This window comes from Azospirillum brasilense (genome assembly GCF_008365405.1).
Taxonomy (GTDB): domain Bacteria; phylum Pseudomonadota; class Alphaproteobacteria; order Azospirillales; family Azospirillaceae; genus Azospirillum; species Azospirillum brasilense_D.
On sequence record NZ_QOKV01000001.1, the window covers coordinates 438,504 to 457,504 of the forward strand.

The 19,001-nt window shown below is 69.3% G+C and carries 19 protein-coding genes and 2 tRNA genes; 9 read left to right on the top strand and 12 right to left on the bottom strand.

All coding sequences use genetic code 11. The annotated features are described in order from the left end of the window. Position 1 precedes the first annotated feature (1 nt). On the top strand, positions 2–409 hold the full coding sequence (locus DS837_RS02095; protein WP_145626361.1) for a DUF1465 family protein: 408 nt from the start codon (positions 2–4) through the stop codon (positions 407–409). Between the two features lie 96 nt (positions 410–505). Here DS837_RS02095 and rpmE read toward each other — a convergent pair whose 3' ends face one another. Continuing rightward, the gene (gene rpmE, locus DS837_RS02100; RefSeq protein WP_014241009.1) at positions 506–730 is read right to left on the bottom strand and encodes a 50S ribosomal protein L31; all 225 of its coding nucleotides are present in this window, start codon (positions 728–730) and stop codon (positions 506–508) included. A gap of 334 nt (positions 731–1,064) precedes the next feature. On the opposite strand from rpmE, the gene DS837_RS02105 reads away from it, so the two are divergent. Together DS837_RS02105 and DS837_RS02110 are read left to right on the top strand one after the other, a co-directional pair. After that, a complete protein-coding gene (locus DS837_RS02105) occupies positions 1,065–2,894 on the top strand; it encodes an ABC transporter transmembrane domain-containing protein (protein WP_247889725.1) in 1,830 nt (609 codons plus the stop codon). Positions 2,895–2,958: 64 nt separating this feature from the next. Next, positions 2,959–3,756, top strand: a complete 798-nt coding sequence (locus tag DS837_RS02110; RefSeq protein ID WP_149163206.1) for a DUF2243 domain-containing protein — start codon at positions 2,959–2,961, stop codon at positions 3,754–3,756. 15 nt (positions 3,757–3,771) lie between these two features. Here DS837_RS02110 and DS837_RS02115 read toward each other — a convergent pair whose 3' ends face one another. Then, on the bottom strand, positions 3,772–5,298 hold the full coding sequence (locus DS837_RS02115; RefSeq protein WP_149163207.1) for a methyltransferase regulatory domain-containing protein: 1,527 nt from the start codon (positions 5,296–5,298) through the stop codon (positions 3,772–3,774). Positions 5,299–5,603: 305 nt separating this feature from the next. Between DS837_RS02115 and DS837_RS02120 the strand changes: the two genes are divergently transcribed. Both DS837_RS02120 and DS837_RS02125 read left to right on the top strand, forming a co-directional pair. Next, positions 5,604–5,679, top strand: a tRNA-Lys gene (locus tag DS837_RS02120). A 75-nt stretch (positions 5,680–5,754) separates the two neighbouring features. Beyond that, positions 5,755–5,830 (top strand) — tRNA-Lys (locus DS837_RS02125). An 85-nt stretch (positions 5,831–5,915) separates the two neighbouring features. Here DS837_RS02125 and DS837_RS02130 read toward each other — a convergent pair. From DS837_RS02130 to DS837_RS02160, 7 genes are all read right to left on the bottom strand, one after another. Beyond that, positions 5,916–6,371: a MaoC family dehydratase gene (locus DS837_RS02130; RefSeq protein WP_149163208.1), complete on the bottom strand. Its 456-nt coding sequence runs from the start codon at positions 6,369–6,371 to the stop codon at positions 5,916–5,918. A gap of 175 nt (positions 6,372–6,546) precedes the next feature. Further along, the gene (gene sciP / locus DS837_RS02135) at positions 6,547–6,909 is read right to left on the bottom strand and encodes a CtrA inhibitor SciP (protein ID WP_425599232.1); all 363 of its coding nucleotides are present in this window, start codon (positions 6,907–6,909) and stop codon (positions 6,547–6,549) included. A 199-nt stretch (positions 6,910–7,108) separates the two neighbouring features. After that, a complete protein-coding gene (locus tag DS837_RS02140) occupies positions 7,109–7,837 on the bottom strand; it encodes a flagellar hook assembly protein FlgD (protein WP_149163210.1) in 729 nt (242 codons plus the stop codon). A gap of 40 nt (positions 7,838–7,877) precedes the next feature. Then, positions 7,878–9,893: a flagellar hook-length control protein FliK gene (locus DS837_RS02145; protein WP_149163211.1), complete on the bottom strand. Its 2,016-nt coding sequence runs from the start codon at positions 9,891–9,893 to the stop codon at positions 7,878–7,880. A 227-nt stretch (positions 9,894–10,120) separates the two neighbouring features. After that, the gene (locus tag DS837_RS02150) at positions 10,121–10,636 is read right to left on the bottom strand and encodes a flagellar basal-body protein (RefSeq protein ID WP_149163212.1); all 516 of its coding nucleotides are present in this window, start codon (positions 10,634–10,636) and stop codon (positions 10,121–10,123) included. Beyond that, positions 10,629–11,024, bottom strand: a complete 396-nt coding sequence (locus tag DS837_RS02155) for a rod-binding protein (RefSeq protein WP_149163213.1) — start codon at positions 11,022–11,024, stop codon at positions 10,629–10,631. The genes DS837_RS02150 and DS837_RS02155 overlap by 8 nt, the downstream gene beginning before the upstream one ends. Then, positions 11,024–12,196 (bottom strand): flagellar basal body P-ring protein FlgI, encoded by a 1,173-nt coding sequence (locus DS837_RS02160; protein ID WP_149163214.1) that lies wholly within the window; start codon positions 12,194–12,196, stop codon positions 11,024–11,026. The genes DS837_RS02155 and DS837_RS02160 overlap by 1 nt, the downstream gene beginning before the upstream one ends. Before the next feature lie 252 nt (positions 12,197–12,448). Between DS837_RS02160 and DS837_RS02165 the strand changes: the two genes are divergently transcribed. Together DS837_RS02165 and dksA are read left to right on the top strand one after the other, a co-directional pair. Then, positions 12,449–12,865 (top strand): flagellar assembly protein FliX, encoded by a 417-nt coding sequence (locus DS837_RS02165; RefSeq protein WP_145626369.1) that lies wholly within the window; start codon positions 12,449–12,451, stop codon positions 12,863–12,865. Between the two features lie 189 nt (positions 12,866–13,054). Then, positions 13,055–13,474, top strand: coding sequence for an RNA polymerase-binding protein DksA (gene dksA, locus DS837_RS02170; RefSeq protein WP_035675009.1), 420 nt, complete (start codon positions 13,055–13,057; stop codon positions 13,472–13,474). Between the two features lie 72 nt (positions 13,475–13,546). Here dksA and DS837_RS02175 read toward each other — a convergent pair whose 3' ends face one another. Next, the gene (locus tag DS837_RS02175; protein WP_170295706.1) at positions 13,547–16,177 is read right to left on the bottom strand and encodes a tetratricopeptide repeat protein; all 2,631 of its coding nucleotides are present in this window, start codon (positions 16,175–16,177) and stop codon (positions 13,547–13,549) included. A 259-nt stretch (positions 16,178–16,436) separates the two neighbouring features. Between DS837_RS02175 and DS837_RS02180 the strand changes: the two genes are divergently transcribed. Together DS837_RS02180 and DS837_RS02185 are read left to right on the top strand one after the other, a co-directional pair. Continuing rightward, entirely contained in the window at positions 16,437–16,733 is a 297-nt protein-coding gene (locus DS837_RS02180) for a hypothetical protein (RefSeq protein ID WP_149163216.1), read from the top strand. After that, positions 16,699–17,208 carry a hypothetical protein gene (locus DS837_RS02185; RefSeq protein ID WP_149163217.1) on the top strand — a complete coding sequence of 170 codons (510 nt, stop codon included), beginning with the start codon at positions 16,699–16,701 and terminating at the stop codon, positions 17,206–17,208. The genes DS837_RS02180 and DS837_RS02185 overlap by 35 nt, the downstream gene beginning before the upstream one ends. A 176-nt stretch (positions 17,209–17,384) precedes the next feature. Here the strand turns inward: DS837_RS02185 and flgH are convergent, their stop codons facing one another. Beyond that, positions 17,385–18,170, bottom strand: coding sequence for a flagellar basal body L-ring protein FlgH (gene flgH, locus DS837_RS02190; RefSeq protein WP_247889726.1), 786 nt, complete (start codon positions 18,168–18,170; stop codon positions 17,385–17,387). A 12-nt stretch (positions 18,171–18,182) separates the two neighbouring features. Continuing rightward, the gene (gene flgA, locus DS837_RS02195; protein WP_149163218.1) at positions 18,183–18,944 is read right to left on the bottom strand and encodes a flagellar basal body P-ring formation chaperone FlgA; all 762 of its coding nucleotides are present in this window, start codon (positions 18,942–18,944) and stop codon (positions 18,183–18,185) included. Between the last annotated feature and the right edge of the window lie 57 nt (positions 18,945–19,001).

Here is a 19,001-nt window from a genome sequence, read left to right on the forward strand (position 1 = left end):
GATGGAAACACCGACCTTCTTCAACGGGACTTATGATGAGACGATGGCGCTGCTGATCGAGGCGCGCAATTACATCGCCTATCATGACGCCGCCAGCCACCGGGCGCTGCCGCCCCATGTCCGGCTTCAGATCTCGTACGAATCGATGCGGGTGACCAGCCGGCTGACCCAGGTCATGGCCTGGCTGCTGGCGCAGAAGGCCGTCCATGCCGGGGAGATGACCCGCGAGCAGGCGGCGAGCGACGATTTCGCCCTGTCGGGCGGGGACATCTGCACCGATCCCTCCGGCCCGGACAACGAGCAGCTTCCGGACGGTCTGCGCAGCCTTCTGGAGCGCAGCCACCGGCTCTACATGCGCGTCGCCCGGCTGGACGAGCGCGCCCGCGACGCGGTGGCGATGGCCGGCTGACGGCCGGCTTCCCGACAAACCGCAAACAGAAGCCGCAAACGCGAAAAGGGCGCCCGGCGAACCGGACGCCCCTTTTCGTTTTGCGGACGAAGAAGGTTACTTCTTCAGGCCGAAGCTCGCGAAGCGCTTGTTGAACTTGGCGATCTGGCCGCCCGTGTCCAGCAGCTTCTGCACGCCGGTCCAAGCCGGGTGCGACTTCGGGTCGATGTCGAGGCGCAGCGTATCGCCCGGCTTGCCCATCGTGGAGCGGGTCTTGAACGTGCTGCCGTCGGTCATCACCACGTTGATCTCGTGGTAGTCGGGATGGATATCAGTCTTCATGGCCGGGGTTCCTGCAAAGCGAGCGCGGTCTATAGCAAAGCATGCGGCATGATGCAACCGCGTTCCTGCGCCGGAATGGCGGGTGTTCCCGAACCACCGCCGCTTTGCTGTGCCGCCCCATCATTCACCACGAGGACACGGATGCACAGAGAACTGGAGCGCTTCCGGAGCGGGGTGGCGCTGGCCGGTTCACTGTGTCTTCGTGCCGCCGCGGTTTGATCCGGCGGCCACACCATACCTTGTTCATAGGCCTCCCCCTTGCTATATGCCGAGCTTGCCCCCGTGCACCGTCTGCACATCGTCCTGCCGCCCGTCCTGCCGCTGGGGAGCCTCGGTGTCCCGTCATTCGTCGAAATCCCATCCGGTGTCCGAAGGGGCGCCCTCTGCCGCATCGCGCCGCAACCTGTCGCCGCTGCGCCGGCTGTTTCCCTTTCTGTGGCCGTATCGGCTGCAGATCCTGGGTGCCATGCTGGCCCTGACCGTGGCCGCCGGGACCGTCCTGGGGCTGGGGCAGGGGATGCGCGTCCTGGTGGACCAGGGCTTCGTCGCGGGTGACTCGGCGCTGCTCGACCGGGCGCTCCTCGTCCTGCTGGTGGTCATCGTGCTGATGGCCGCCTCGACCTTCGGGCGCTTCTATCTGGTGAGTTGGATCGGCGAGCGGGTGGTGGCCGACATCCGCCGCGCCGTCTACAACCACGTGGTGAAGCTCTCTCCCGGCTTCTTCGAGACCACCAAGACCGGCGAGATCCTGACGCGCCTGACCACCGACACCGAGGTGCTTCAGACCGTGGTCGGCTCCTCCGTCTCCATCGCGCTGCGCAACACGCTGATGTTCGTGGGCGGCACGGCGATGCTGCTGGTGACCTCGCCGAAGCTGGCCGGACTGGTGTTCCTGGGCGTGCCGGTGGTCATCCTGCCGATCATCATCCTGGGGCGGCGGGTGCGTGCCCTGTCGCGGGCCAGCCAGGACAAAATCGCCGACCTCGGCTCCTTCGTCGAGGAGACGCTGGGCGCCATCCGCACCATGCAGGCCTACACGCACGAGGCCATTGACCGCAGCCTGTTCGGCGGGCGGGTCGAGGACGCCTTCGCCACCGCCCGGCGGCGGGTGACGGTGCGCGCCATCATGACGATGATCGTCATCGTGCTGGTGTTCGGTTCGGTCGGCCTGATCCTGTGGATCGGCGGGCACGACGTGCTGGCCGGGCGGCTGACGGTGGGGCAGCTCTCGGCCTTCGTCATCTACTCGGTGGTTGTCGCCGGTTCGGTCGGGGCGATCAGCGAGGTGGCCGGCGACCTCCAGCGCGCCGCCGGCGCCACGGAACGGCTGTTCGACCTGCTGGACACCGAGCCGGAGATCCGCGCCCCGGCCAACCCGCGCGCCCTGCCGGACCCGGCCCAGGGGGCGCTGTCCTTCCGCGATGTGCGGTTTCACTACCCGTCGCGCCCGGACTGGGCGGCGCTGAAGGATTTCTCGCTGGAGATCGAGCCGGGGGAAACGGTGGCCCTGGTCGGCCCGTCGGGCTCCGGCAAATCCACGGTGTTCCAGCTTCTGCTGCGCTTCTACGACCCGCAGGCCGGGGCGGTCGCCCTGGACGGGGTGGACGTCCGCGACGCCGACCCGGTGGAGGTGCGGCGGCGGCTCGGCCTCGTGGCGCAGGACCCGGTGGTCTTCTCCGCCAACGCCTGGGAGAACATCCGCTACGGGCGTCCGGACGCCAGCGACGCGGAGGTGCTCGCCGCCGCCGAGGCCGCCCACGCGCTGGAGTTCCTGCAGGCCTTGCCGGAAGGGCTGGACACCTTCCTCGGCGAGAAGGGCGTGCGCCTGTCCGGTGGGCAGCGTCAGCGCCTGTCCATCGCGCGGGCCATCCTGCGCGACCCGCCGGTGCTGCTGCTCGACGAGGCGACCAGCGCGCTCGACGCGGAAAGCGAGCGCATGGTGCAGGACGCGCTGGACAAGCTGATGACCCGGCGCACCACGATCATCATCGCCCACCGGCTGGCGACCGTCCTGAACGCCGACCGGATCGTGGTGATGGAGCAGGGGCGCGTCGTCGCCACCGGGCGCCACGCCGACCTCGTCCGTGAGGGCGGCCTCTACGCCCGCCTCGCGGCGCTCCAGTTCGACCGTGCGGCGGACGAGGCCGGGCTGGTCGGCGGCTAGAAAGCCCTCCGCCCTTCGGACGCCGTGGCCGGAACCCGTCCGCGCTTGCGGCGGTTGTCGAGCCATGTCCACAGACGCGGCGCATCTTCCTTCACCGGCACGGGCGGCAGCGGGGCTTCCCTGGGCGGGATACCTGCTGGGTTTCGCGCTCGGCGGCTTTTTCGACGGAATCCTGCTGCATCAGGTTCTGCAATGGCATCACCTGCTATCGGCGGTCGAGTCCTCCGCCGTTCAGGACATCCGCGTCCAGATCCTGGCGGACGGCCTGTTCCACGCGGCGATGTACCTCATCGCGGCGGGCGGCCTGTGGCTGCTGTGGCGGAGCCGGCGCCGCTTCGCCGAGCCAGGGGCGGATCGTCTCCTCTTCGCCAACGCCCTGATCGGCTTCGGCGTCTGGCACATCCTCGACGGTGTCCTGTCCCATTGGATTCTCGGCATCCACCGCATCCGCATGGACTCGGCGAACCCGCTGCTCTGGGACCTGCTGTGGTTCGTCGTCTTCGGCGTCGCCGTTGTCGCGGCGGGCTGGCGGCTGCGGAGCGGCGGGGGAGCGGATGGCGGTGGCCGCGCCGCGCCGGTCGCCCTGACGCTGGCGGTTCTGATCGCCGGGCCGGTCGCCGCTCTGCCGCCGCCGGGCGTGAGCACGGTGATGGTGCTGTTCAAGCCCGGCACGACGGCGCCGGACGTGTTCGCTGCCGTAGCGGCGGTGGACGGGCGGACGGTCTGGCAGGACCCCTCCGGCCAGCTCTGGGCCATCGACCTGGGTGAGAAGGGCAATCCGACGACACTTTACCGGTACGGGGCCCTGCTGGTCAGCAACACACTGCTGCCGACCGGTTGTCTCGACTGGTTCCGGACCTGACGCGGCGGCGCCCGGTCACGCCACGCCGAGGCGGCGCAGCGTTGGCAGGCGCAGGCGGGTGAAGCGGTCGAACCGGGCGCGCAGCTCCGCCATGTTCGCCTCTTCCCCGTCGAGCCGGGCGCCGTCGCGCGACAGGGCGAGCCCATCGGCCGACAGCGCTTCCCAGGCGGTCGCCGCGGGGTCGGTGCCGTTGCGTTGCGCCACCAGGAACAAGCCCTCCAGCCGCGACACCGCGACGCCGGAGCCGAGGACGGGCGACGCCAGCGTGTCCAGCGTGTCGTCGCGGCGGTTGCGTTCCAGGATGGCGGCGTTGAAGCGGTCGGCCTGAAGCGCACGCGCCGCCTGACCAGCCTCGGGCAGGGCGGGCGACACCAGCGCCAAGCTGGTCAGGATCATCAGCGCACGCAGCACCGCCGCCTCGCCGTGGTGGGCCAGGGCGGGGAGGGCGGACAACTCGGCCAGTGTGGGCGTGCCGGCGGCCAGCGCCTCGGCCAGCGGGCCGTGCAGGTCTTGCGGCAGGGGAACGCGCCCGACCGGGGCCAGCACGACTTCCGGCAAATCGTCGGGCGGCACCAGAAGGGCGAAGCGGGTGGCGCGCAGCCGCTCCCGCCGCTCCGCCGCGGTCAACCGCTCGGCACCTTTCACGAACAGGTCGCGGCGGAAGGCGCGGTTGGTCAGCAGGTCGCGCAAGGTCTCGCGGTAGGCCGGGTCGCGCGCCTCGGCCAGCAGGGGCAGGGCGTCCGGCGGCAGGGACAGCTCGTCCATCTGCTCCATCGGGACGGCGGGGCCGGCGAAGTCCAGCTTGGCCGCCGCCAGCTCCCGCGCCACGTCGGCGTGGTAGAAGGCCGTCCAGTCGCGGTTCAGATATTCATGGGCGATGTAGTTGGGCGACTTGCGCTTCAGCGAGTCCAGCCGCGCCGGCAGCGCGTCGGCCTGGGCGAGCCAGCCGGCGTTGAGGGCGGTCAGGCGGCTGGCGAAAGCCACGGCTTCCTCGATCCGCTCCGGCAGCGGGCCGGTGCGGTCGGCGCAATGCTCGACCAGGACGCGGCGCAGCGGCATATAGGCGAGCGTGCCGGGCAGGGTGTTGTAGCTGACGAAGACCAACCCGCCGGGCTTCAGCCGCCGCTTCAGCGTCTCCACCAAGATCGCCCGGTTTTCCGCGCTGACCCAGGACCAGACGCCGTGCAGCGTCACGATGTCCAGATCCTTGGACCCACCTTGCGCGTACTCGGCGAAGCTCTCCTCCAGGAAGGCGACGTTGCCCAGCCCGGCCTCGGCGGCGAGGCGCTGGGCGCCGGCGATGTGGCCGGGGTTGAAGTCCACCGCCTCGAACCGGGCGTCGGGATGGCAGCTGGCCAGGACGGCGCTGCTCACCCCATGGCCGCAGCCGATCTCCGCGCAGGCGAAGGATCCGGCGAGGTCCATCGGGGGGCGCCAGCCGCGCAGGGTCAGCGCAAAGGACAGCAGCGCCGGCGACAGTTCTCGGTAGAAGGCGTGGATGTAGCCGATCCCGCCCACGTAGCCCTCGGTCCAGCCCTGCATCGTCTCCACTCCCTTCGTCCGCTGGGGAAGGGTGATAGCGCCGGCCTTGGCCGGCTGTCAAAGAAGGCGGCCAGAAGGGCGCGCCCGAAGGCGGATGAGAAGGGTATGTGCGAAGCCGGAACGAGCCTTGTCAAAAAAATGCGACCCTATCCATTTTGGTATCGACAAGCCTCGGACCCTTCGTTATAAACCGCGCCACACCGGCCGGGACGACGGCTTGGCCGGACAGGAACCCTAGTCGATACGCTCAGGCATCCCCTGACGCAGAGACGAAGGCTCCGGTGCCGGTGTGAACGAGACGTGATGGGCGCATAGCTCAGTTGGTAGAGCAGCTGACTCTTAATCAGCGGGTCCAAGGTTCGAGTCCTTGTGCGCCCACCATCACTTCCGGATCGAAAGGGATCACTCCCAGGACCCCTTTCACGCCGCCGGGCGCTTCGACGCCTGGATGGGAATGGGCGCATAGCTCAGTTGGTAGAGCAGCTGACTCTTAATCAGCGGGTCCAAGGTTCGAGTCCTTGTGCGCCCACCATTCCCTGACATCGGCACGACAGCGACGCACACAAAAGGGCTGCCCTTGGGCGGCCCTTTGTGCGTTTGGGGATTCGCTTGCGCCGTCATTCCGGATCGGCGCCGGGGCGGCGGGGGACGAGCAGGTTCGCGGTCATCTGCTGCACGGTATCGCCGTCCTGGTTGATGGTGGTGGTGCGCACGCGGGCGATGCCGCGGTCGGGGCGCTTGGCCGACACACGGACCTCCAGAATCTCACTTTCGATGCGCAGGACGTCGCCGGGGCGGGTGGGCTTTGGCCATCGGATGTCCTCCACCCCCATCCCGACGAAGCCGCCGGCGAGCGCGCCGTCGCCCGTGACGATCATCCGCATCGTCAGCCCGGCGGTGTGCCAGCCGCTCGCCGCCAGCCCGCCGAAGACGCTGTCCCGCGCCGCCGCGGGATCGAGATGGAAGGGTTGCGGGTCGAACTGGCGCGCGAAAGCGACGATGTCCTCCTCCGTCACGGTCACGGGGCCGCCGGTGAAGCGGTCACCGGGAGTCAGGTCGTCGAGATAGCGCATCGGTCGGTGGACTCCCGTGGCCGGTTGCCTCGTCGCTTAGGGTTAACCTCTGCGGAGCGGGAACGATAGCGATACCTGCCACGTAAAAATTGCAAAGCAGCCGGGACACAAAACAACGACGCCGCAGGGTGGGCCTGCGGCGGTCTGTTCCGGTCTGACGGCGAGCGGGAGTCGCTTATTCGGCGGCGGTGCTGGCCATGCGGCTGCGCACGGACGGCGGCGGCTGGTTCCCGCGGTAGTCCTGCAGCCGCGTGGCGCGCAGACCGCGCATGCCGTGGCTGTCGATCAGCCGTTGCCAGGACAGGAATTCCTCCACGGACAGGGTGTAGCGGCGGCACGCCTCCTCGAGGCTGATCAGCCCCGAACGCACGCCGGCCACGACCTCCGCCTTGCGCCGCATGACCCAGCGCTTGGTGTCCGGAGGGGGAAGATCATTTTCTGTCATCGGCCGCCCTTCCGGACCGATGACCGACGCTCCACTGGAGCCATCGTCGCTCATTTCAAGCTCGCGAGATGACATGCGCGGACGCTCCACCATCAGCAATGTATTCCACGATTTGGTGGTAACCTACCCCTTCTCCGCTTAACAAAAGCCTAAACGATAGGGTTAATGTTTTAAGCATAAAAGGCATGGTCGAAGGCATGGCGTATGGGCCCATCCGGACCCATGCCCATGCCTTCGATCATGCCTTTGACCACGCCTTCGGAAGACGCTTAGGCGAGTACGGAGGCTGCCCTCAGTACACTTTGGAGAGCTTGGACAGCGGAACCTCGACGCTGCCCACGGACATCACGGTTTCGCCGTCCTTGTTGGACCCGATGCCGCTGACCGTGCCGAAGGTGAAGGGGGTCGCCTTGATGATGTCGTCCTTCTTCTCGGACACCGGGGCGATGTTCAGGCGGTACTGGCCCGGCTGGACGGCGTTGCCGCCGTCGTCCTTGAAGTCCCAGTTCACGACATGCTTGGTGCCGGCGGCGGTCTCGCCGGTCATCGACCGGACGACGCGGTTCTTGCTGTCCAGGATGTCCACGCGAACCGATTTGGCGGACTTTTCCAGTTCATAGGCCAGCGGGGCCGCCGTCATGCCCTGGGTGTAGTCGAAGCTGTCGCCCTCGAAGGTGACGGTGCGGCCCAGATAGGCGAGATTGGTCGAGTTCGTCGAGGCGTTCTGCAGCTTCAGCAGCTTGTCCAGCCGGCTGTTGGTCCCGATGTTCTGCTCCACGTTCGCGAAGTCGACCAGCTGCTTGGTCATGTCGTTCGTGTCCATGGGCTTCAGCGGGTCCTGGTTCTGCATCTGGGTGGTCAGCAGCTTCAGGAAGTGCTCGAAGTTGTCGCCCAGCCCCTTCACCGCGGTGTCGAGCTTCTGCTCGTCGGCGGTCTTGGTGGTCTTGGTGGTGGTGTCGGTCTTCGTCTTGGTCTGGTTCAGGTTCCAGCTGCTGCCGTAGTCGGTGTTGGTGGTGGCCATGGTCGTGGTCCTTCGCTGGAATGGCTGCGGCTGGTCTGAATCAGGCCTGGATGTCGACGCGGCCCGGGGCCAGAGTCAGGGTGTAGGCGGCCTGCGCATCCTCCACCTCGCCCGTGCCGCCGCCGAAGCCGCGGCCACGCCGGCCGGAGCCGCCCTGCCGTCCCGAGTCGTGGAACGATTGGCCGCCGTCACCGCGCAGGCTGAAGTTGAGGCTGTTGCTGTCCGCCTTCAGTCCGGCGTCTTGCAAGGCGCGTTCCAGATTGCGGCTGTCACGCTGCAGCAGTTCCAGGGTTTGGGCCTTCTCCACGGCGACCGACGCGGTGACGCGCCCGTCCTGGCCGATCTCCAGCTTGATGTCGATGCGGCCCAGCTCGGCGGGGCGCAGGTTGATGGTGAACTGGTCGTTGCCGTCCGACACGTTCTTGCTGATGTGGACCGCCACCTGATCCTGCACGCCCATCGGCAGGCCGGCGGATCCGCGGGACGGGCGAAGCTGGGCGGTGGTCAGCCCCGCCTCAACGCCGCTCGTCGTGTGCACGCCCTCGACCCCGGCGAAGACCGGGTGTGTGGGGGTGGTGGCATGCGGCGCGGCGTCCGCCGGAGGGGCGGCATCCGTGGCGGCCGCAGCGGCGGCAGCGGTCAGGAACGCGCTTTGCCCGGCAGGCTTTGCCGGGTCGGCAACCGGTGCCTGGGGCGCCGGCGGCTGCGTCAGGGCGGCGTTGCCGTTCGGGTCCTGGGTGCCGCGGTTGCCGGCGTTGGCTCCCGCATCGCCGTCCGCTCCGGTCCGGGTCGCGCCCTTGGCTTTGGCCGCGGCGAGATCGGTCAGGGTCTGCGGCAGGGGCGCGCTGTCGTCGTTCGGCAGGTCGGCGAGGGGGAGGGCGCCGGAGGGCGGCGCGTCGCCGGCCGTCGCCGGCTTGTCCTTGGCGGCGGCGTCCTTGGCCTCGGCGTGGGGTGCGGGGATCTCGGTCTGCGGACTACCCGCCGGGACGACCGGCGGCGGCATGGCGTCCGCCGACGCCTGAGGTGCTTCCGGGACCGGCTTGCCCGCAACGGCGGCCTTCATGGATTCGTCGGAGGCGGTCTTGGTCTTGCCATCCTGCTGTGGGGCGGCGGTTGCCAGGGCAGTGGCCAAAGCCGCTTCGGTGGTTTCGGTGTCAGCGGCCAAAGGAGCTTCCGCACCGTCCGGAGTCGCGGCCGTCGCCTCGGTCGCGCCGACCGCGGCGGCGTCATCGCTCTTGTCGGCTTCGTCATCCGGCGTGCCGATGGCCACCGGGGCGACGGCCAGCGACAGGGCGGCCTCCATATCGGTCAGGGCGGCGGATTGGTCGGCGGTGACCAGCTCCACGGTGGTCTCGGTCACGGTGACGGTCAGGTCGAGGATCACGGCCTCGCCGGTGCCGTCCTGCGCGGCCTGATCGCCGGCACCGTCCTGCGCGGTGCCATCGCCCGTCGCGCCATCGGTCCGGTCCGGCGGAAGCTCCTCCGTGGTGTCGGTCAGGGCGGCGGCATCGGTGGGCGCCGGCTTGGCGGCGGAGTCGTCCTGCGCCGTCTTGGCGCTGGCAGCCTTTGCGTCCTTGGCCGCGGCGTGGTTCGCCGCAGCGGCCTCACGCCGTTCGGTGCGCGTCGCGTGGGCGGAATCGCCGGCCTTGGCTGCGTCGGATGTGCGGGCGTCCCTCCGTTCGGCGGCGCGCTGGGCCTCGTCCTGGCGAGCGGTCCGGGCCTCGGCCTGGCTGGTCGCTTCGGAGGCTTGGCGTGGCTTTGCGGGCTCCGCGCGGATGGGGGCGGGGCGGGACGGCGGGCTGCGCTCCGCCGCCTTGCGGTCGGCGGCCCTATTGGCAGCGGCCTGATCAGCGGCGCTCGCCGCGGCGTTGCGCCGATCCTGGGCCGCGCTCTCCGCTTGGGCTCGATCGCGCTTGCGGGTGGAGGCCTCGCTGATCAGCCGGTCCATCATCGAGGCGAACTTGTCGCTTCGCGGAGCCGTGTTCTGGCTGGAGGAGGTCTGGCCCCTGACCAGGCTTTCGAACGCGGAGGGCGCGGTGTTCGTTTGGATGGCCATGGAAGGGGTTCCCCGAAGCGGACAGGTGCACCCCATCCAGAAGCAACTAACGGGCCAGTTTCAGGCCGGCGCCGGCGCGTCCAACCGCCATTCCACGCCCGGCACTTCCGTCCGCAAGGCGGCAATTTCCGCCGGGTGCCCGGCGCTTCTTGCCGGACCCGGCAACGCCGAAGGGCCGCCCGGTCGGACAGCCCTTGTCGCGGATTTCGGTGATGCCGGGGGAGGCGTCAGAGCCGGGTGTTCAAGGTTGCGGACGTGGACGGCCCATGGCTCGGCGTGACGTAGGTCGCGCGGGGCGGAACCGGGGCGGTGCCGTAGGCGGGGGTGGTGGTCTGCCGGGCGCGGTTGATGGCGCCGACCACGGTGTCGACCAAGATCTTCTGCGCCGTGCTGTTCCGGCGAAGCGCGTCGGCGTTGGCGGCGGACGCCTCGTACAGGCCGCGCGTGGCCTCGCGCAGCTGGGCCTTGGCCTCGTCGGGCAGGGCCGCCATGCCCTCGCGGTCCACGCGCAGCAGACGCGACACCTCCTCGTAGACCAGCATCATCGGCTGCTTCTCGCGCCCCAGCCGGGCCAGTTCCGCGCTGGTGCAGTGGCGCATCACGGCCTCGGTCTCGCGCGCCAGATGCGCGCTCAGCCGGTTCATCAGCTCGACCAGCGCGACGGCGCGCTCCTCGGCGTTCTTGGGGAGATTGGCGGCGGGAGCCTTGGACGGCTGCGGGAAGCGGACGTCGACCTTATCCATGGTTGCCCTCCTGTGCGCGCAGAAGCTCGCGGTAAACCTGATCGGCGATGCCGAACCCGCCGCTGCGGGACACCTGCTTGCCGTATTCGTTGGTCAGCATGGAGCGGAACATCTCCTCGCCATGGCCGCCGCCGAAGGTTTCGTCCACCTCGATCCCGTCGAGCATGTGACCCAGCATCTGGGAGACGAAGACGTTCTCGAACTCGTTCGCGGACTGGCGGAGCTTGGCGCGGATCGCCGGGTCCACCTTGCTTTCCGCGCTTTTGGGGTCGACCAGATCGGTCCGCACCGCCGTCCGGAAGCTGGCCTGCGCACTGGTCTGGACGCGCTCGGCGGCCGCGGGCAGGCGCGGAGGCGGAAGGCCGGGAAGGGAAAGCGTCGTATCCATCAGATCACCTCGATCTCCGCCTGCAGGGCTCCGGCGGCTTTGATCGACTGAAGGATGGCGATCATGTCCCGGGGGCCCACGCCAAGCGCATTCAAGGATTGTACCAACTCCTGGAGCGTCACCCCGGAATTCATCACGGCGAGGCGGTTGTTGGACTGGTCGTCCACCTGGATGTCGGTGCGCGGCACCACGGCGGTCTCGCCCTGGCTGAAGGGGCCGGGCTGGCTGACCTGCGGCGTCTCGGTGACGCGGATCGTCAGGTTGCCCTGGGCGATGGCGACGGTGGAGATCCGGACGTTCTCGCCCATCACGATCACGCCGGATTTCTCGTCCACCACCACGCGGGCGATCTGATCGGGGGTGACGCGGAGCTGCTCGATCTCCGTGATCAGACCGACGATGTCACCGCGCCGCGCCTCCGGCACGCTCAGCAGGACCGAGGAGGGGTCGGTGGCCTGCGCGCGGTTGCCGCGGAGCTGGATGTTGATGGCGGTGGCCACGCGCTGGGCCGTCGTGAAGTCCGGGTTGCGCAGCGACAGGCGCAGCACCGGCAGCTCGGCCAGCGAGAACTGGATCTCGCGCTCGACGATGGCGCCCGAGGAAATGCGGCCCGAGGTGGGGACGCCGCGAGTCACGCTGGCCCCCTGGCCCTGGGCGGAGAAGCCGGAGACGGCGATCGGCCCTTGGGCCACGGCGTAGACCTCGCCGTCGGCGCCCAGCAGCGGGGTGACGAGCAGCGTGCCGCCGAGCAGGCTTTTCGAATCGCCCATCGCCGACACGGTGGCGTCGATGCGCGTGCCCTGGGCGGAGTAGGGCGGCAGGGTCGCCGTCACCATCACCGCCGCCACGTTCTTGGTGCGCAGGTTGGTGCCGCGGGTGTTGACGCCCATCCGTTCGAGCATGCCGACCAGGCTCTGCTCGGTGAAGGGCGAGTTGTTGAGGCTGTCGCCCGTGCCGTTCAGGCCGACCACCAAGCCGTAGCCGATCAGCATGTTGTCGCGCACGCCCTCGACGTCCACCACGTCCTTGATCCGCGCCGACGAGGCCGAGGCCGGCGCCGACAGCGCGAGCAGCGCCGCGGCCAGCGCGGCCAGCATCGCGACCGCGCGCAGCAGGACGGCGGCGCGGGGCGCAGGACGCAGGGCGGCACGGGGCAGGGCGGTGGCGGTCATGGCGGGGACACTCCTCAACGGCTGTCCCTTCCTATACAAACGGCGTGCCAGAACCGCGGATGCTAGGCAAAGCGCGGGATCGCCAAGGGGAAGCGGCGGCGCCGGATGAAAAGGCCGGAAATTGGCACCCTGTCCGACCACTTTATGTCACGGAAGCGGGGCAATTTTTGCCCGATTGCGGCAAACCTTGACCGGATGTTAAGGTGCTTCCATCTAGAGTATCGCGCTTTTCCGAAACCGGTTGCACGGAACATGAAAGTCGAAGGCCCCGGAAAACTTCGCGGCAGCAGCTCGGTCCGGCGCACGGGGAAGGCCGAAGGCTCGTCCGGTGCGTCCTTTTCCAAGCAGCTCGTCGGCGAGACCAACACCGCGCAGGGCGTCCATGCTGCGGCGCCGCTGGCCGGCATCGCCAGCGTGCTGGCGTTGCAGGAGGTGGACGACGCCACGGCCCGCGCGTCGCGCGGCAAGATGCGCGCCGAGGAGATGCTCGACAAGCTGGAGGAGATCCAGCACGGGCTTCTCGCCGGCACGCTTCCGGCGCAGAAGCTGATGGACCTCGTGAAGGTGGTGCAGTCGCGCCGCGTCCATGTGGACGATCCGCGGTTGGCCGAGATTCTTGACCAGATCGACCTGCGCGCCCAGGTCGAGCTTGCGAAGCTCACCCCCTGAGCGCCGTTTCCGGCCATAGGACCGGCTTTTCGGCATCGGCCGTACGGCCATCGCCGAACCTTTCACAAAACTTTGCTTCTCCAAGGGCTTGTTCGCGCTTCGATAGGCGAAGCGCAGGGTTGCGGTTGCCGATGCGCCTACCTATACTCCGCGCCGCCCGGATCACCCTTTTGCGTTGGATGCTCTCGGATGTCGTCTCCGCTTCTGCCTAAGAACTACACCCCGTCGGAAGACGAGGAGTTCATGAATCCCGTGATGCGGGAATATTTCCGCCAGAAGCTGCTGCGCTGGCGCGCGGAGCTGCTGGCCGAATCCAGCGAGACCCTGAGCAGCCTTCAGGAAGGCGGCATCCAGGAACCGGACATCGCCGACCGCGCGTCGGCGGAGACCGACCGGGCGCTGGAACTTCGCACCCGCGACCGCGAGCGCAAGCTGATCTCCAAGATCGACGCGGCGCTGGAACGGTTGCAGGATGGGTCCTACGGCTACTGCGAGGAAACGGGGGAGCCCATCTCCGTCCGCCGCCTCGACGCCCGCCCCATCGCGACGCTGAGCCTGGAAGCCCAGGAGCGGCACGAGCGCATGGAGCGCACCCAGCGCGACGACTGACGCGGCGCTTGTTCGCGTCTCCGGCCGCGCCTCGGGCAAGCCTCCACCGATCCCGGCGGGGGCTTTCGTCCGTCAGGAGCTGCCGTCGCGGCGGTGGATCACCGCCAGACCGGCCATGCGTTCCGCCCCGACCAGTTCGCTGAGACTGTCGTACAGCTCCACGCGGCCCATCGCCGATTCGAGGGCGCGGCATTCCGCCGCCGCAATGTGCGGGCTGTCGATCCGGCCGTTCTCCATGAATCCGCGCAGGACGTCGAGCGTGAGACGGTCCTCCGGATGTTCGACGTCCGAGGGCTGCCAGTTCAGATCCTCGATGACGTAAACCCCGCCCGGGCGCAGCCGTCCGAACAGGGCGGCCAGCGTCATCTGCTGATGGCGCGATGCGTGGGAGCCGTCATCGATGACGATGTCGAAGGGGCCGTCCTCCTCGGCGAGACGCCGCAGACCGTCGGCATCGCCCTGGTCGACGCGCCGGGTCGTCACCCGCCCGCCGTCGAAGGCCGAAAAATCCTCGATGTCCGCCCCGACGAGGGTGGCGTTCGGGAAATAGCGCTCCCACATGCGCAGACTCGGCACGTCATCCTGCTTCCACCCCTCGACCCGGCCGCGGCACAGGCCGATCTCCAGGATGCGCAGCGCCTCGAACCGCCGTGGGGCGAACAGCGCGTCGTAGACCCGCGTGTAGTGATGCCCCAGCCGCTCGCTGCCCAGGCGGGGGCCCTTGTCGGAGTGGAAACGGACGGCGAGGGCCGACAGGGTGCCGTCCGCATCGTGCAGATCGGCCAGCCGGCCCAACACCGACTCCGCGTCGGCGTCCTCAACCGGCGGGCCGCCGGGACCCCACATGCCGTTCCACAAATGCACACCGGCGACCCGCTCGTCCGCCAGCAGGGCCAGCGCCCGCCCATTGCTCTCGGCCAGCCAGGAATGCTCCGTCCAGTCGACGGCGTTGAAGGCCGTCGGGGGCAGCACGCGGTCCAGCAACTCCCGTCCCGGCCCGGTCAGCACATAGCGGCTGAGCAGCAGCGGGCCGACCGCGCCGAAGCGGCGGTCGCTGCCGCTCATCAGAATGCGCATCGACTCCTCGAACAGCCGGCGCATGTGGACGGATCCCCGCGGCGCGCGGATGGCGTCGCCGACCAGGGCGTGGCCGGCCTCCAGGCCGTGCCATTGCGAGCAGAACAGGTGGCCGGGGCCGAAGCTCAGCGGCTTCAGCAGGACGACGTCGGTGTCCAGCCACCAGCCGCCGAAGGCGTGCAGCGCGGCGTAGCGGAAGATGTCGCTGAAATAGCGGATCTCGGCGCTGCGGACGCACAGGTCGTAGACATGGTGCGGCACCACCGTTCCGGCATCCTCCACCCGCAAGCCGTCCGGCACCCGGCCCAGCAGGGTGGGATCCCCGTAGCTGAAAAGATGCACCGGGTGTCCCTGCGCCACCATGGAGCGCAGCGCCAGCCGTGCCCCGGCGTTCAGCGGCGCGCCCGACCAAAAGGCGGTGATGCGGTCACGGGTTTCTGTGTCGTGGTGGCGGACGCGCAGATGCGGGTTGAAACTCCGTGCCGCGGCGTTCCGGCGCTCGGGATGGGAGGCTTCGGTCAGGAAGGGCATGGCCTCGGCGGTCGCCCGGATCAGCGCGTCGAGGTCATCGTCGCCAGCCGGCGCGGAGCCGTTCGCCAAGCGGCGCATCCGCCGGTGCAGAAGGCCGGCGGCGAACGGGTCGCCCCGCCGGCTCCGCAGGACCGACAGGGTGGCCAGGGCGCCCTCCGCCGCCGGGTCGAGTGCGAGGGCGCGCTGGCCGTCGGCTTCGGCCTTGTCCGTTCCGCCGGCTTCCATCCGGCAGACCGCCCGCGCGCTCCAGCCCGTGGAGTCGGTGGGAGTGCGCTCCAGATGGGCGGTGTAGAGCGCGTCGGCCTCCGCGAAGCGGCCTTGGCGCAAGCGGGTGGCGGCGAGGTTGCACAGCGGCTCGGGCCGCTGCGGTTCCAGCGTCCGTGCCCAGCCGAGCCGCCGGGCCGCCGCGTCGGGATCGTCCCCGCTGTCCGGCGCGCGGGCCAGAATGCCGAAGAAATCCGGCGCCAGCGCCAGGGCGCGGCGCCGCGCGGCTTCGGCTCCGGTGGCGTTGCCGGACCGTGCGCGGGCGTCCGCCAAATGGTACCAGGATTCCAGCAGGGTGGGGTCGGCCCGGACCGCACGGTCCAGGATGCTTGCCGCTTCCGCCGCGTCGCCGCCGGCCAGCAGCAGCCGGCCGAGATGGGTGGCGGCGCGGGCGTGGGCGCCGTTGGATTCGCCGTTTGATTCGCCATTGGATTTTAGGGCGGCCCTGTAGGCGTCCAGCGCCTCTCCGTAGCGTCCGAGCCGCTCCAGCAGCACTCCGGCGTTGAGCGAGGCGTCGGTCATCGCCGGGGTCAGCCGCGCAGCTTCCCGGTAGTCGGCCACCGCGCCTTCCAGATCGCCGGCTTCCTGCCGGGCCATGGCGCGGTGCCGGTGCAGGTCGGGGCCCGGCGCGCGGGCCAGTGCTTCGCCGAGCAGGGTCTCGGCCTCGGCGAAGCGTCCGGCTTGCGCGTGGATGATGCCCAGAAGATGCCAGGCGGCGGCTTGATCCGGGTCGGCGTCGAGGATGCGCCGACACAGGATCTCCGCCTCCGCCGGGCGTCCGGCCTGATGGTGGTCGAGCGCGATGACCAGCGCTTCTTGAATGGTTGCCATGACGCCAGTGGTCTTCAACCGCATGGGCTTGTCAACAGGAGAGTGCCGGCGACGGAGGGGCGCCCGGAGTCGGCAGGATCCTGACCATGAGATGAAGAATGGGCGGCCCGCCCCTCTGTCGGAGCTTGGTTCGCTCGGGCCGGCCGCGAGCCCGCTGCAAGGAGCCGTCAATCTATCGGCCGGGACTGTTCCAGGCCAGCCGGGGAAACGGGCTGCCTCTCCCTGTCGCCATCCACTATCGAATGAAGGACGCCGTCCGATGGCTGCTTCGCCCTTCGGCGTGGCGCTTTCGCGCGATTCGCCGCGCAGCCTTGTGGCCGTCCGCTCGAACCGTTGGTGCGGGTTGCCAGAACCGCCTGTTGAGGGTGGAATGGAACTCCTGAAGCGGATCGAGACATTGCAGGCCCTGGTCCGTGAGATGCAGACACGAAGGAAGCGTCTGCTGGACCGGTCCGACGAACGTCTGCGCTCTGCCGAGAAGGCGTTGGAAGGGTCTCATCGCCTGCTGAAAGGGAGGCCCGATGACCCAGGCACATCATCCGGTGAACCGCGCTGAGGCGCAGGACGCCGATGCGGAGGATTGGCGGCGGCGCAGCGAGGCGCGGCGCAGCAGGGCCGAGGACGCCCGTGCCGGGGCGGTACGGATGCGCGAGGAGGCCGAAGAGGAGCGATCCGCGAGCTTCCAGCGCCATGTCGAGGCGGAAGGAGCGCGGCTCATAGCCGAAGAGGGACGGATCACCGGCGAGGCGCAGCGGCAGGACGCCGAGGAGACGCGCATCCTGGACGAAGAGCTTCGCCGATCCGCGGAGGTGGCCAGGCTCGCGGCGGAGGATGCGCGCAGCGCCGAGGAACAGGCGCGGCTGCTTCATGAGGCCACCCGGCGTTTCGCCGAGGAGGCCCGGCTTCATGCCGAGCAAGCGCGTGCCGATGCGGAGCGCATGCGGGCGGCGAACGAGGAACAGCGCCTGATCCTGGAGGAGATGCGGGACACCGTCCGGCGTTGCGAGGCGCTTCTGGCTCGGAACGGGTGACGGGGCGTCGAGGGACGGCAGGAAGGGCACGGCAGATACAGCCGGGCGGCAGAAACTTCCCGCCCACGCGTGAAAGAAAGCCGAGGCTCCCGGGCAATCGGCCGGAAGGGGATGTGCGCTCCCTTCCGGTGTGATGGCCTGTGCTTTTCAGCCTCGCCTTCTCGAACGCCCTCGGATCAGAAGGGCATGATGATGTCGAACAGCTGTTGGCCGTAACGGGGCTGCTGCACGTCGGTGATCTGGCCGCGTCCGCCGTAGGAGATGCGGGCCTCGGCGACCTTTTCGTAGCTGATGGTGTTCTGCGCGGTGATGTCCTCGGGCCGGATCACGCCGGTGATGATCAGGTCGCGCACCTCGTAGTTCACACGGACCTCCTGCCGGCCCTGGATGACCATGTTGCCGTTGGGCAGAGACTGGGTGACCAGCGCGGCCACCTTCAGGGTGATCTGCTCCTTGCGGTTGATGGCGCCCTTGCCGTCGTTGGAGGTCGAGCTGGAGAGATCCAGCAGGCTGTCGGCGCTCACCCCGTCGGGCAGCGCGCGCTGCAGGGCCTTGCCTTCGAAGCCGAGGAAGCTCGGCATGCCGGCCTTCTCGGAATTGCCGCGGGTGCGGGTGGTCTGGTTGTTGAGCTGGGCTTGATCGTTGATCTGGATGTCGACGGTCAGCAGGTCGCCGACCTTGGCCGCGCGCTGGTCCTTGAAGAAGGCCTTGGCGCCGGTCCGCCACAGGGAATTCGGGTTGCGCTCCGTCGGCAGCGGGGTGGGCATCGGCAGGCTGACGGGCTGGTAGCCGGGCTGCGCCTGCGGGTCCTTGATCTTGGTGAGTTCCGGAGCGGAGCCGATGTCCGCCACGCGCGACATGGCGTTGCAGGCGGGAAGGCCGGCGGCGACGGCGGCGAGCAGAGCGAAGCGGAACGCCATGCGGGCGGTGTTCGTGGGGGCGGACATCCTGAAGGCGGACATGGAGCTTTCTCCTTACTTCGCGGTGAGGCCGGGCTTTGCCACGGCGACGATGCTGGGGCCGGCGACGGTCGCCTCGAGGATGCGGTTCGACTGGGTGTTGATGACGCGGATCACGTCGCCCCGGCCGCCGTCCTGCAGGGCCTTGCCCTGGACCGACAGGGTCAGGTTCTCGGTGGCCAGCGTGATGGTGACCAGCGAGCCCTTGTCCACGACCCGCGGCGACTGGAGGTCGCGCAGCCGCACGGGCTGGTTCACGGGAACGCCGCGCCGCGGCGTCAGGCCGATGAGTTGGGCGTCGGTGGCGGCGATGTCGCTGCCGGCGAGGTCGGCGCGCACGTCCTGCCAATCCACGTCGCCGGGGCCGATCACGTCGCCGGGCGCGATGCGCCGCGCCAGGACCGGCACCTGGACCACGCCATAGGCGCGGCCCGACACCGGAAGGCGCACGACCGGACGGGTGTCGGCGACGATCATCTCCGCGGCGAAGCGGCCCTGCACCGGGTTGTAGTAGAGGTTCTCCACCGTCAGGCTGCCGGCGCCCGCCGGGGCGCGCAGCTCCACCGCCCGGTTGTCCATCTCCATCTGCAGGCGGCCCGTGGTGATCTGGCGGGACAGCGCGTCGGACAGCACCGCCTCGACATGGGCCGGGCTGTAGACCACCGCCGCCGCCGCGGAAGCGGTGCCGTCCATTGTCTGGGCAAGGGCCGCCGGGCCGCTGACAATCGCGGCGGCGAGAAGGGCGGTGCCGAGGATGCGGAGGGCGGGGCGGGGCATGGCGGAATGTCCTTGCAAAAACCAGCCTTGGAGAAACGGGCCTTACGACGGTGTCGG

Coding starts and splice junctions, on each gene's coding strand:
- DS837_RS02095 (WP_145626361.1), top strand. CDS start 2: ATGGAAACACCGACCTTCTTCAACGGGACTTATGATGAGACGATGGCG.
- rpmE (WP_014241009.1), bottom strand. CDS start 730: ATGAAGACTGATATCCATCCCGACTACCACGAGATCAACGTGGTGATG.
- DS837_RS02110 (WP_149163206.1), top strand. CDS start 2,959: ATGTCCACAGACGCGGCGCATCTTCCTTCACCGGCACGGGCGGCAGCG.
- DS837_RS02115 (WP_149163207.1), bottom strand. CDS start 5,298: ATGCAGGGCTGGACCGAGGGCTACGTGGGCGGGATCGGCTACATCCAC.
- DS837_RS02130 (WP_149163208.1), bottom strand. CDS start 6,371: ATGCGCTATCTCGACGACCTGACTCCCGGTGACCGCTTCACCGGCGGC.
- sciP (WP_425599232.1), bottom strand. CDS start 6,909: ATGGTGGAGCGTCCGCGCATGTCATCTCGCGAGCTTGAAATGAGCGAC.
- DS837_RS02140 (WP_149163210.1), bottom strand. CDS start 7,837: ATGGCCACCACCAACACCGACTACGGCAGCAGCTGGAACCTGAACCAG.
- DS837_RS02145 (WP_149163211.1), bottom strand. CDS start 9,893: ATGGCCATCCAAACGAACACCGCGCCCTCCGCGTTCGAAAGCCTGGTC.
- DS837_RS02150 (WP_149163212.1), bottom strand. CDS start 10,636: ATGGATAAGGTCGACGTCCGCTTCCCGCAGCCGTCCAAGGCTCCCGCC.
- DS837_RS02155 (WP_149163213.1), bottom strand. CDS start 11,024: ATGGATACGACGCTTTCCCTTCCCGGCCTTCCGCCTCCGCGCCTGCCC.
- DS837_RS02160 (WP_149163214.1), bottom strand. CDS start 12,196: ATGACCGCCACCGCCCTGCCCCGTGCCGCCCTGCGTCCTGCGCCCCGC.
- DS837_RS02165 (WP_145626369.1), top strand. CDS start 12,449: ATGAAAGTCGAAGGCCCCGGAAAACTTCGCGGCAGCAGCTCGGTCCGG.
- dksA (WP_035675009.1), top strand. CDS start 13,055: ATGTCGTCTCCGCTTCTGCCTAAGAACTACACCCCGTCGGAAGACGAG.
- DS837_RS02175 (WP_170295706.1), bottom strand. CDS start 16,177: ATGGCAACCATTCAAGAAGCGCTGGTCATCGCGCTCGACCACCATCAG.
- DS837_RS02180 (WP_149163216.1), top strand. CDS start 16,437: ATGGCTGCTTCGCCCTTCGGCGTGGCGCTTTCGCGCGATTCGCCGCGC.
- DS837_RS02185 (WP_149163217.1), top strand. CDS start 16,699: ATGACCCAGGCACATCATCCGGTGAACCGCGCTGAGGCGCAGGACGCC.
- flgH (WP_247889726.1), bottom strand. CDS start 18,170: ATGTCCGCCTTCAGGATGTCCGCCCCCACGAACACCGCCCGCATGGCG.
- flgA (WP_149163218.1), bottom strand. CDS start 18,944: ATGCCCCGCCCCGCCCTCCGCATCCTCGGCACCGCCCTTCTCGCCGCC.